Raw genomic sequence first — 12,678 nt, 5'->3', positions numbered from 1 at the left:
ACATTCTGTTTCTCTTCAGAGGGATCTCATTCCAGGTTTAATATTTCTACTATTTTTTCGCTGATTTTTTCTGCAATCCGTACCATCCCCAAATCTGACAAGTGAGTGCCGTCCACCGTAGCTTCATGATCTGCCCCAATCAAATCACCAGATTCTAAATAATATATATCCGACATCCCCAATTCCACAGCCTTTAAAAATGAATTACGCAACTCCTGATTTTGCGATTCGATGTATTTCAGACCTCCAAATACGGAGGAGTCCGATTTTCGAAAATGTGCATACTCCCGAACGATACTTTCAACCAGCAGAATGGGTATTTCAGGATTACAGGCCCTGATTTGTTTTATGAGTTCAGGGGCATTATTCTTTATTGTCTCCGGGGAGGAATTGGGGGTACAATCCAGGACAATCAGCCCTGCACCTGTTTCACACAGCGCTTTTCCCACCGACTCTTCAAACCTGCCATTTCCACTGAAACCAAAATTCATTGTTCCCACATTCAGTTTCCTTGATATAATCGACGGATAAGCCATTCCGGGCCTCGATGCACTTGCCCCCTGGGTAATGCTGGTTCCATAAAAAACAATGGGTTTATTTGTACGGAATGTACTTTTCTTTGGCGTCGATATGGAAAATCCACGCTCAATTCCAATTTCAACATATTCAACCCCATCGTATAACGGAAGATTCACAATGAATTCTTTATACGCCGTATCCATATCCGAAATAATTGTTTTCTCATTTTCAAGCCCGGAGGGTACTGCCGAATTTACATATTGCCAATTTCCGTCAACCAAACAATATAAATCCAGTCCGCTGGTTCCTATTTGAGCCATGTTGGCCCGTCTCGGGTATCTTGTCACCTTCCATTTTGCAGCAACAACGGGCGAATTGGTCGTAAAATGTATTGAAATGCCCGATGAATTTTTGCTTAAACTCCAAACAGCGGGCCTGACTATTTCTTCAAACTTAGCAGGCAGCCTGTTGTAGTTTTTCTCCGGATGATATTTTCCCATTATCCGGAGGGAAAAACCATCCACGTATTTTAAATCCGTTGATTCTTTCTTATCAGAATCCGCAAGAACTGAAACAGCCAGCGAATTCAAAATTTCTGTTTTTGGGGAAAGTATTTCATTATAAGAAGCAGCAAATGCCCCATTAAACGTCACCCCCAACAATAAAATGATGTAAACAAATCTATCCATAATACCAAACTTTTATTTATACACAATACTTACTCCTAAAACTGTAACAACCGGCTCTCTTCTTTACCCAATCCGTTGATAATCATTTTATCGGGATAAAGTTTAACTATCGCAAAGGAATTTTTCTCCGGCGCCTCTACCATCCCCTTCATGGTAATATGATGAACCTCTTTTCGCAGACAGTAACCGCCTTTGTGGTCGTGCCCTGCGAACCAGGCTTTCACACACCCGGTGCTATCCAGTATTTCCAACACAGGTTCGGGTTTGGCCATCCGGTGATTGGCAGCGGCATCCGGAACTAAAGCGTAGTGGCAAAAACAAATCACCTTTTCTCCCCTCTTTTCTGCTTCTTTTATTAACAATGAAAACCATTCAACCTGACTATCAGTCATTATCCCGTACCCGCCATCGTTGCCATCGAGTACCACAAAACGCCATCCGTCGCAGGAAGGTGTTGTAAAATCATAATAAAAACTTTTCATATTGAGTTTCGCTTCCAGGTACGCTTTACCTGCCAACATATCATGATTTCCAATAACATGGTGCAGGGGCATATTTAAATGACTGATAACGCGAACTACCGAATCCAAATCAGCGCGTGTTTTATGATTGTCATCCTTATGCCCATCAATAATATCTCCTAACTGAACTGTAAATACGGGATTTTCATCATTAATAGCGGCCACACAATTTTTAAGGTTATTGATGGAAGCACGGTAAAATCGTCCCCTCAAAGCATCCTTGTCAGCATATTGAATGTCAGCCACTACTCCAAAAACCAAAGGCGTTCCATTGACTTCAGAAGTATTTTGCTTTTTTGCGGGATCATTCTGTGCGTAGCAAAATGAAAAATTACAAGCAAAAATAAGAGTAAAGAATAAAATAGATTTTACAGTCATCTTTTTTGTATTACTGAAAAAGTTGTAGCCTGTCAATTCATTGTTTTCATAAATGCATTAAACTCCAGTATTGCTTTAATATCCTCTGTTGCGCAGTTAAACCACCCAATAATCTGATGCTTTGGATTTGTATCCCACCATGTATAATATTGTCCTGTTTGTGCATTCTGAATTTTAGTAAGATTATTGGCAAAATCTTTTGCCTTGTCAAGATAAATTTCTTTTCCGGTAGCAACGTATGCTTTCTGGTAGGCAAGCATAACTCTTGTTGCCGCGGCCCCCACCGGAGTGTAATAACGATACTGTTCCAAAACGCATGGATTACACCATGTTTCGGTCAGATACTCCTTTTTAGGCAATGGTTTCTCCCACACCACAAACTGATCTTCTACGTACCTGAGGATTTCTTCTGCAAGGACAATATCCTTTTGCCGGGCAGAATGTTCGAACAGATACGATGCAAAATCCATGGCCCAGCTGCCACTCAGGTTCGCATATTCCTCCACCGGGGGAATGTCTTCAAACTGTCCTTCCCAGTTAAACGTTTTTACAGGATTATCCATAATCCATTGAAATGCTCTATCTCTGGCAGACTTATAATTCGTTATCTGATACTGTTTTTCAAAACGATCAAATAATACAATCTGCGAAGTGGGCAAACAAACATTTTTATTTACCGGCTCTCCGGTATCCATCCAAACTTTTAGGTGCCATGTACCCGAAGGCAACTGGGTTTTTAAATAGGTATTTGCAATTTTTACGGCTGCTTCAAAATATTTTTGATCTTTGGTTGCGTCAAAAAGACTTAGATAAATATCTGCCACAGACGCCGGATAAGTCATCATTAACTGGCCCTGAAACTCTTTGGCACGTGTGAACATTCCCCTGCTTAATGTCTGATAATCCTTGTAATATGTAGGAGGGAAACAGGCATAAGGTTTGCCTTCCGGTTCACTAATACCCATTAAAAAACCAGCAGCATTCTTTGCAATATTTATAGCTTTTTGCCCATCATCGTCCGAGGCCACGTCGGCGTAAAGCAACATACTTTCAACAACAGCTCCGATTATTTTTGAAGGGTAACAATACAAAAAATACGAAGTATCCAAACGGGCTTCCAGCCAGGTTTGAATTGGCTTAAAGTCGAACAGAAACTTCAAAGCCTGCCGGGCGCTTTCCCCGTAATCTTTTTCCTGTTTTAAATATGGCCCGTTGTAGCCTGCAGCCCTGTAAAAAACCCGCGTGCCGGCTAGTCCGAAAATCTGTCCTCTGTCGTCGTGCCCTTCGCATATCAGGGCCACCTGTCCCACAGGTAACTTCTCCCAAATGGGCGCAAGAGAAGCCGAAGGCGTTTCCGCATCAAACGAAAATTCTTCATTTGAAGCAAGTGAAATAGCCGTAAACCGGTAAAAAACAGCTTTTTCTATTTCGTTAAAATCAAAAGCCGGAGCATACATAAATCTTTTCGAATAAGTATTCCAAAATGGCGTTTTACCCGGAATGCCAGGCCGTACAGGATAGTTATAAGCATCTTTCCTGTTGTCGTATTTACGTTGTGATTCCTGGGATTCTGTCGCCCATGGCGAGCAGATTAAACAGGTAAGCAGTATGAGGGGAAAAAGGTTAAGCACTTTTATATGGTTATTCATTTTGATTTTTTAGTCATTCATTCAAATAAATCTCACAATACTATTTATTCATCAGGCTTTTGAGTTGGTCTTTCACTGCGGAAACAGGAATTTCAGCAAAATAAATGGAAGCATTTCCTTCATGTGATGAGTAATACGACACATATATTTTGTTATTCTCAACCACAATCCCCGGATAACTGTTATCACCACCCGACGGAAGTTTGTATATCTCAGTAAAATGACCTTCTTTATTTACCAGAAAAAGCCCCGTGTAATATGGCTGGTTGTTAGCAACCCTTGTACCGGCAATATAAAAACTATCATTTAGCGGTACAAAATCAGGGCCGCCCATCCGGATTCCCGTATCACTCCATTCCCAATCCAGATATGGTGGTTCACTTCGTCCCCACAACCCGTTCCCCGTCCTTCTTCTCGCCATCATAAACATTTCACCATCGGGCGAAATCCGAACTGTTGACTCCCCGGGTCCTCCGCTTATCTGTTCACTAAAATCTGTAATCAGTTTGTATTTCCTGCCGTTACGGGTTTTAAACAACAGGCTTGTTCTGGGATTCACCCGCTGGAGTACAGCATACCCTACTGAATGATGCCATGTAACACGCCACATCCAATCATTTGCCGTTTTGTTTCTCTTCTCTACTTTTATGGCAACCGGACTTGAAAAACGATTGCCATTTTTATCGGAAAAGGATACATGAGATAGCATACTTTGCCGCTCTCCGTTTTTATAAACCGAGCCCCCCATAATTATCATAATTTTCCCCTGAGGAGTTACAGAAAGTTTTGGATCCCTGAGATCATACCCTTCCTTTTCCAAAACAGCAACCGATTCCCATTTAATTCCGTCTTGCGACTTTATCACTCTGACAACTCCCTTATCTCCACTTGCATGATGTTTTCCCTGCCGGAAAGAACAATAAAAATTACCCTTAAAAAACAAAAGTCCGGTAAATGCATTGTGGTGCTCATCACTCCAGATTTTACGTACAGTAACCGCCTCCGGATTAATATGAGCCTGAATAATACCCGGGCAGAGAAGGATAGTTACACCAACTATTGCGAAAAGGAGAGATTTTCTGTTCATGCTATATCGATTAAACCGGAAAAAATATTCCCTTATACATTCATTCATTTCCCAAAATTTCGTGTAACATTTTAGCATGCTGCTTTTTTACCGAATTATATTTTTCGATCAGCGCTACATTTTCAGTTTCAACCTTCGAATTTCTTAAATCATATAATTCAAATTCGGTTTCTTTGGCAGTATCATCCGGAATCCACTCAGTATAACGAAATTGGTCGGTACGCAAACTATATCCCATATAGAGCAGCGGTTTTTCCCCGGGCAAAATCCGGGTATGCTGACTTACGGCAGTTTTATCCCATTCTTTTCCGGGGTCATTTAATAACGGCAGAAGGCTCTTTCCCTGTGTTCCATCAGGAACAGGAAGCCCTGCAAATTCGCACAATGTGGGCATCAAATCGAGAAGTTCTACAATTACGTTCGTTCTTTTTCCTGAAAATGAGGAATGGGGATAGGAAATAATCAGCGGAACCCTTACAGCAGTTTCAAAATTGGTATTTTTACACCACAGTCCCAAATGCCCCAAATGATAGCCATGGTCGCCCCACAATACAACCATCGTATTTTTATGAAGATTTAAACGCTGCAATTCATCCAATATTTTCCCGATTTGAGCATCGACAAACGAAACACAGGCATTATAAGCCAGGGTAAGCTCATAAGCTTCTTCCAGAGAGAGTGCCCCGTGTTGTGGCATGGAACTGTAGCCCCTGAGTTCTTTTGAGTCTGAATTATGCGACTGCCAGGGAGCCCGGGTTGGTAATTGCTCACCGGTTATCGGTTTAATATCTTTTCCTTTATAAAGATCATAATATTTTTTCGGTGCTACAAAAGGCAGGTGAGGCTTGGTAAACCCTACGGCCAGAAAAAACGGCTTTCCCTTTACCTGATTTAGTGTTTCAACGGCTTTCTCCGCTATTTTACCATCAACAAATTCATTATCCGGTAAGTCAGGCGCTTCCCATGGAAGTCCTTTTAATCGCCTCTCAGCCATTGCATCCCAAACATTACCCGCTTTTTTAATGTATTCTGAATGTCGTTCTTTTATCACCTCAATTCCGTTATCGGTAAAATACTGAATTGCCATGGGTCTCCAGGCCGGAAGTGTCCAGGAGAGGGAATCTTCTCTTATCTCCCCTTTAAATATTCCATGAAAAACCTTCCCAAAAGATTGTGTATGATATCCGTAATTTTTGAATTGCTGAGGCAGCGTAACAATATCGGGAAGCATTTCTCTTAAAACAGGCCGGTTGTCAAAAATCCGGGTTACATCAGGCCTTCTGCCAGAAAGCAATGACGCCCTGGAAGGGCCGCACGAAGCCATCTGGCAATACGCCCTGTTAAAGACCAAACCACTTTCTGCCAACCTGTTAATATTAGGCGATATAACTGAAGACTCGCCGTAACACCCCAATTGCGTTCTCAAATCGTCAATGGCAATAAAAAGAACATTTGGTTTTGTCAATTTTCTGTTCCCTTCAGCAGGATCGCAGGCAAAATTGATGCTTGCTAAAAAAACAATTCCAACGGCATATTTCAACCTTCGAAAAAATTCCATAATCTGAAATTTATTTACCATTAAGATTTTCCAGGATCGAAACGAAAACAGTCTACTCCGTTTCGAAACCCAGCCTATCCTGCTCCTCCAATCACTTAATTTCCGAAACACAGATTTGCCAATTCTTTTGTATCCGGATCATCAGAATCACGCTGGACTAAGATAGCCGAATCAAATAAAGTTACTTTGTCCTTCTCCTGATTATATGAAATACTCACTTCATTCATCCCTGAAAGCACGGACTCCTGAGGTATTGAAAAAACTGTAATTTCATTCTTTACATTTTTCAGAAACGGAAGTTCGGTACCGTTTAAACTGGCTTTAAAATATTCCGGATTGCCTCCCTCGGAATAGAGAATAAATGCCATTTGTGCGGGAACACTTTCATCGCCTAACTCAAATTGTACTTTCAACGGACTGGAATCGATTACATGCGGATTTGTGGGAGTAATATCCGGGAGATTCGAATAGCTTTTCCCCTCAAACAAATACGAGTTGGGGTTACCATTCCTGTAGGTAGCAAAGTACAGTTTGTTTCTATCCTTTAATTTATCGGCACTACCAATTTCTTTCAAATACCTGCTGCGGGTGTTGTATTCGTTGAATATATAAATTCCGTCTACTCCGGCCTGCCAGGCAGCGGCGCTTCGCGCGCGGTAAACCGGACTTTGCAAACGCATTAACAAAGCATGTTCTTTTTTCACCCGTGGCTCACTTAACCCGGCATACACTTTAACGCCATATTTATGGCCTGCATTAACCAGGTATTTCCAGAAGTTCAACCGAAAATAACCGCTTCCTACAACAATATCGACCAATCCCTTTTCCATCCAGGTTTCCAGGTCAATACCCACTCCACGGCAATATTCCATCGAATCCGGAATTCGCACCAGTACCAGTATTGTTTTTCCCTTTTTCATGCCCACTCTTTCGGTCATTTCCCGAATCTGCGTAAGCATATCTGTCATCATATCAAGTTGCACCTCAGAAGCCAGACTACCCCTTGCCACCTCTTTAAACAAATAGAGATGCCTGAAAAAATCCAGTTCAATCCCATCCACATCATAGTTTTCACACACTTCTGTATAGTATTGCACACATAAATCACGGATTTCTTTGTGTGAAAAATCTACTGAGCTCCAGCGGCCATGCGGTAACCGTTCGCCAACCGTTCCAAAAAGATATTCGGGATGTGCCTGCTTTAATTTTGACCACCGTTCGTAAGGATTGTCAGGGCGGTGACCAGCATCATGGGTATCGTTTATCCGGTTTGACCAAAAAAACTCAAAACCATTTTCGCGGGCATAGTTACTGGTTACTTCCAAAGGATCGGTTCCCAGCGCTACAAATTCCGGCACAATATTCTTCCGTCCGGGCCGGTTATGAGTCAGCGTAAGAAATTCACCGACCCTGGTATTATGAGTAAATTGCCCAAATGATGAGGTTATCGTACAATAAGAAATAGTACTGACATCGGTGCCTTTTAGCCCGGCAGAGCGGAAATCAAGAAAATTCTGAATGGAAAATCCCCGGTCGGAAGGAAACAGATAGGCGTCACAACCATCATTGTTATGAATGACAGGACGTGGCTGGTTACGTTTTTCCTTGCGCATTTCCCGGTATTTTTCAATATTATTAATTGAAACGTTATCATTTTCCGACTTTGATGGCGTGCATGACATCAAAATGATCAGTGGCAGAAAAATAGAAAATCCGTATAACCTAAAAAAGTATGACTTTAACCCATTCATTCGATCTGTATTTATGTTATATCATTATAATTCAAGCGTATACTTATAAGCACTTGCTGTCCAAATGTCATTTCCACCACCCTTTTCACCAATCCGGGTAAGGTAAATTTCAAGATTCAATGTTTCCCGGTTCTCAAGAAGGGAAAAATTAGAAAGTTGAAGATGTTCAGAATCCTTATCCGGATCGCGATCATCTATAACGGTAAGGGTACTTTTCTTAAAGGAGGGATCCTCTTCATTAATCTCAACAATTTGCAACGGATACCTGGGATAATTCCCTTTCGGAGGCTCCCTGTTGATATTCCCCACCCAGTATAATTTACCGGTTTTTGAGCTTCGTATTGTTTTGGAAATGGTGGCAGAAGAATAAAATTGTTCACCGTTATCGTAGCGCATGTCTTTTACTTCGCTCCATGTGAGCCCTCCGTCTTTTGATACAGAATACCATTTTCTGCCCGGTGATTCCGAGATATCGAGTCCGGCATTTGAGCCGCGCATAATGAGCAGTAAATTCCCATTCTTCAATTCACTCACATCCAGTTCTGTTAACCCTCTTGTTGATATTTTTCGGGGTAAAAAAACAGCATTTGACGTTTTCCAGTCGTAATCCTTTTTTTCTTCATTCCAGCTGCCGATAAAACAAATGGCTCCGGCCACGCACCCCTCTCTGTAATTATTTGGATAAATGGAGGGATACTTCATATCTTCTTCATCTGTATAAGGAACAGGAATGGTGGCACTGACAATAACATCTCCGTTGCTTAAGGAAGTGGCATTGCCAATATACATTTCATTTGTTTGCAGATAGTTTGTGTTTCCCCAATCAGAGGGATCGAAGTCCGGGCCTTTTTCATATTTAAGCTGCCGTTGCTCTCCCCAGGTCGTTCCGTTGTCTGATGAAAGCTGATAAAAACCGTGATCCCAGAATAACCGGTTCCCTTTCCAAATTTCCTTTAAAGCCACCTGGGGTTTTCCTTTAAAAATACGTTGAAAAACCAGTTTTACCAGGTTACCGGATGCAGGATCGTACGTAACAGTCCCCTGAAACGCCCCTCCACTCAAGGTATATTCTCCTTTGGTTTGTTCCTGTTTAGGCTCCGGCTTCCAATCAGACCAGGTACGTCCGTTGTCTTCCGAAGTACGTTTTAGCAACGATTCATTCCAGTCGCTGGATTGCATGATGGATCTCATTTCTACTCTTTGCAGCGAATTTCCGGAATAGCTCATTGATACCCAAGGTGCCTGCCCTGGCTGAGTATTATCTACATAAATTTCCTTTATAACCTTACATATCGGTTTCTTATCCGAATCTGCATTATTGCTTTTCTTTTTAAGATTACCACACGATACAAAAAACAATGAGTTACATAAAATAAAAAGAATGTATGTTGTTTGTAATTTGCTTCTCATTTTAATGGTTTATTACAATTAGTTTGTTTTCCATATGATACGCCCCAAAAGATTGTTACAATCAATGTCCCGCCCATTACGATCCCACTCTTGCGAAATAATCCAGGTTTCATTTGGTTTTACGGGATAAACCCAAAAATTGCCTAATGGAAAACCGTTGTTGCCTAAAACAACACTTTCTGTTTTTCGCACAAGACAGCGATTTTCCGAATCAATCCGGGCTACAAATAAAGGAGCTCTATTACGAAATACATTATTGTTATTTGTGGTAATACGGGTATAAACAAGATACAAACCATCATCACGACTAATAAATTTTGTCATTGTCTGCTCCATAGCAATTGCTTCTCCGTTATCCCACTTCCAGGGTACAGGCTTCTCCCAAGTCAACCCATCTCTACTTGTAGTTACGTGGGAATGGCCATCCTGTGCTCGAAGTGTCATATAAAATGTACCGTTATATTCGGCCATACTTGGCTCAACAAAACCTCGGGGCACCGGATGTGTAACCAGATTACCTGTCTCAACAACTGTTATTTTTTCACCATCAAACCTACACCTTGCCGAACCACACCAACGGATAGAATTCCACCCTTCAAGTTTCTTGATTGTGGAAAAAGGTATTAGGATATCACCATTTGGCAAATCAACACGTTGACCGTAAGCAACACATGGCACCTCTTTCCCGTCAATTTCAATATTAAATGAATTCCATTGTGAAAACGCCTGTGTATTTGGATCATATACAGAATAGGTTATTGCAAGGTGTTCCAAATGATTGGACAAGGCTTGCCCTTTGTGACGCAACAGATGGCCGAATCCTATTACTTTTCCACTTTGTTTATGATATTTCCAGTTAAAAGAGGGGACAAACCGGTAACCTTCTTTATCTTTCCTTTCCTGCAAAGCATCAGGATAAGCTACCTCCTTCCAACTATCCCTCCAGTCTGAAAGAACCTTATCGCCTTTTGGAAAATCTTTCGCGGCAAAATGATGATGCTTTTGCATTGAATCCCCTCCTTTTCGATCGGTTTCAACAAAAAAGAAATGAAAATCTTTTGGAACCTTGCCAGGGATAAATGCAATACCACCACTAAGCCATAAGCCGGAATGTGTATCTCCCCTAATAAGGATGTGCTCTTGTAGAGAAGATATCCCTGAAATATTGGTCGGATGATTTATTACTTGCCCTTTGACAGAATGACTTTGCCATCCTAAAACAAAAATGCATGTCAAAAAAATAAACAAACTCTTTATAACTTTCATCAATATCAGTTTTTGATTATATTTTTGCAAATTATTCATTTTACAGCGAAAAATGCTCACAGCTATGTGACGAATTAAATTATACAGACGAATCAAACAGATAAATAAACAAGGCCTTACCTAAAAGCAATTAAATTATTGAATTTAAAGCTATTATAACAATCCAAATCACTTCGGACACTATTTACATTCTGCTATCAAATTCCGCATTTCGATGTCTTTTTTATCACGACAGAAGAATAAAGCCGCATCTTTCAGTTCAGGATCATTTTTAAGATTTCCGCCTTCAATATAAAGCTCATTTATTCCCCGACTTATCGCGGTTTGCTCTACTTCAAATATATAAAGGCCATCCTCTGTTTTCCCTTTAAATTCTGCTTCAGAATTATTCACTTTAACAGTCAAATTACCGGGATTAATGTCATCGGCATATACCAAGGCGTAAACGTCGGCCTGAACTGATTCATCGCCCAGTTCCATAGCGAAATTAAACGGACCTGAATTCAACTTCAGATGATTGCCGGGAGTGGGCGATAATCTGGGCATTTTAAAAAAGTCATCTCCGCCTTTCAGGTAGCGGCTTGCTGTATAATCACGGTAAGTAACAAAATACAGGTTATTTGTTTTTGCCAGTTTTTCCGGATAGCCGATCTCACAAAGGTATCTCACCCTCGAATTGTATTCATTAAAAGAATACATACCATCCAGCCCTGCCTCCCATGCTGCGGCAGCTCTGGCGCGAAATACGGAATTTTGCTGACGAACGAGTAAGGGATGTTCCTCTCTTACCCTGGATTCACTTAATCCGGCATATATTTTTACATTGTCTTTTTCTCCCAGTTCGGCGAAATTTTGCCAGAAGTCTAACCGGAAATAGCAGGAACCAACTACGATATCTACCAGGCCTTCTTCTATCCACCTTTCGATATCAACGCCTGCCCTCTTTGCATATTCCGGCGAGGTAGGTATCCGCGTGAGCACCAAAATCGGATTGCCTCTTTTCATACCGGCCTCTTCGGTTACCTTTCTGATTTGCGAAACCATATCGGTTAGCATATCCAACTGTTCCTGGCTGGCAACTCCGCCTCTTCCCACATTTTTAAACAGCTCAAAATGCCGTAAAAAATCCATTTCAACACCATCGACATCATAGTTTTCGCAGACTTCTTTAAAGAATTGCACACACCGATCTCTCACCTCCTGATGTGTAAAATCAACAGAACTCCACCTTCCGTTTGGTAGTCTCTCACCCACATCGCCAAACAGATATTGTGGATTGTTTTCTTTAAATTTTGTCCACAGATAAAACGGTTTATCAACCCGGTGAGCTGCATCGTGGGTATCATTCATACGGTTGGACCAAAATATTTCAAATCCGTTGTCACGTGCAAATTCAACATTGGCTTTTAAAGGATCAGTTCCTTCGGCAATCATTTCAGCAGTTATATTTCGGGTATCATCCCTCAGCCCGAATTCAAAACCATGCTTTACCAACAGCTCTCCAGCCTGGGTATTATATGTAAAATTGCCAAATCCTGATGCAGTGGGACAGAATGAAATGGTACTTACATCTGTACCTATTAAACCTGCAGATCGTTTATCCAGGAAATTTGTAACGGTATATTTTTCGTTCACAGGAAAATAAAGCGCATCACAACCATCGTTATTATGGATAACCCTTCTGGATTTATGAAGCTTTTCTGTCCTTAATTCCCGATACTTTTCAATCGAATCAATGTTATTACTTCTTTCACTACTGCCGCATGAAACAAAAAATAACGAACAAAAAAGAATGAGGATGATACCTTTAGGCATGAGGTTATTTTTCATATTTTATACATTTTTAAAAG

9 protein-coding genes are annotated in these 12,678 nt (G+C 41.1%); all 9 read right to left on the bottom strand.

Annotated features, from left to right (window positions below; genetic code table 11):
• Window positions 1-26: 26 nt before the first annotated feature.
• Complete coding sequence (locus D1164_RS21745) at window positions 27-1,208, bottom strand: SGNH/GDSL hydrolase family protein (protein ID WP_119352021.1); 1,182 nt, start codon at window positions 1,206-1,208, stop codon at window positions 27-29.
• Window positions 1,209-1,243: 35 nt separating this feature from the next.
• Window positions 1,244-2,107, bottom strand: a complete 864-nt coding sequence (locus D1164_RS21740; protein WP_119352020.1) for a metallophosphoesterase — start codon at window positions 2,105-2,107, stop codon at window positions 1,244-1,246.
• A gap of 32 nt (window positions 2,108-2,139) precedes the next feature.
• Window positions 2,140-3,756 carry a hypothetical protein gene (locus D1164_RS21735; protein ID WP_119352019.1) on the bottom strand — a complete coding sequence of 539 codons (1,617 nt, stop codon included), beginning with the start codon at window positions 3,754-3,756 and terminating at the stop codon, window positions 2,140-2,142.
• Between the two features lie 40 nt (window positions 3,757-3,796).
• Entirely contained in the window at window positions 3,797-4,843 is a 1,047-nt protein-coding gene (locus D1164_RS21730) for a glycoside hydrolase family protein (protein WP_119352018.1), read from the bottom strand.
• Between the two features lie 40 nt (window positions 4,844-4,883).
• Complete coding sequence (locus D1164_RS21725) at window positions 4,884-6,401, bottom strand: sulfatase (protein WP_172594585.1); 1,518 nt, start codon at window positions 6,399-6,401, stop codon at window positions 4,884-4,886.
• Between the two features lie 95 nt (window positions 6,402-6,496).
• Window positions 6,497-8,014, bottom strand: a complete 1,518-nt coding sequence (locus tag D1164_RS21720) for a hypothetical protein (RefSeq protein WP_147372262.1) — start codon at window positions 8,012-8,014, stop codon at window positions 6,497-6,499.
• Between the two features lie 162 nt (window positions 8,015-8,176).
• Window positions 8,177-9,562, bottom strand: coding sequence for a sialidase family protein (locus D1164_RS21715; protein ID WP_147372261.1), 1,386 nt, complete (start codon window positions 9,560-9,562; stop codon window positions 8,177-8,179).
• 18 nt (window positions 9,563-9,580) lie between these two features.
• Complete coding sequence (locus D1164_RS21710; protein ID WP_119352014.1) at window positions 9,581-10,867, bottom strand: sialidase/neuraminidase family protein; 1,287 nt, start codon at window positions 10,865-10,867, stop codon at window positions 9,581-9,583.
• Between the two features lie 141 nt (window positions 10,868-11,008).
• Window positions 11,009-12,658, bottom strand: a complete 1,650-nt coding sequence (locus D1164_RS21705; protein WP_119352013.1) for a glycoside hydrolase family 10 protein — start codon at window positions 12,656-12,658, stop codon at window positions 11,009-11,011.
• Window positions 12,659-12,678 lie beyond the last annotated feature (20 nt).

This window comes from Mariniphaga sediminis (assembly GCF_003573545.1).
Lineage (GTDB): Bacteria > Bacteroidota > Bacteroidia > Bacteroidales > Prolixibacteraceae > Mariniphaga > Mariniphaga sediminis.
The sequence above is the reverse complement of the archived record's forward strand: the minus strand, read 5'-3'. Positions and strand labels throughout refer to the sequence as shown.

Bases quoted from the DNA above. Each gene is read 5' to 3' on its own strand.
- D1164_RS21745 (WP_119352021.1), bottom strand. From the start codon at position 1,208: ATGGATAGATTTGTTTACATCATTTTATTGTTGGGGGTGACGTTTAAT.
- D1164_RS21740 (WP_119352020.1), bottom strand. From the start codon at position 2,107: ATGACTGTAAAATCTATTTTATTCTTTACTCTTATTTTTGCTTGTAAT.
- D1164_RS21735 (WP_119352019.1), bottom strand. From the start codon at position 3,756: ATGAATAACCATATAAAAGTGCTTAACCTTTTTCCCCTCATACTGCTT.
- D1164_RS21730 (WP_119352018.1), bottom strand. From the start codon at position 4,843: ATGAACAGAAAATCTCTCCTTTTCGCAATAGTTGGTGTAACTATCCTT.
- D1164_RS21725 (WP_172594585.1), bottom strand. From the start codon at position 6,401: ATGGAATTTTTTCGAAGGTTGAAATATGCCGTTGGAATTGTTTTTTTA.
- D1164_RS21720 (WP_147372262.1), bottom strand. From the start codon at position 8,014: ATGCGCAAGGAAAAACGTAACCAGCCACGTCCTGTCATTCATAACAAT.
- D1164_RS21715 (WP_147372261.1), bottom strand. From the start codon at position 9,562: ATGAGAAGCAAATTACAAACAACATACATTCTTTTTATTTTATGTAAC.
- D1164_RS21710 (WP_119352014.1), bottom strand. From the start codon at position 10,867: ATGAATAATTTGCAAAAATATAATCAAAAACTGATATTGATGAAAGTT.
- D1164_RS21705 (WP_119352013.1), bottom strand. From the start codon at position 12,658: ATGAAAAATAACCTCATGCCTAAAGGTATCATCCTCATTCTTTTTTGT.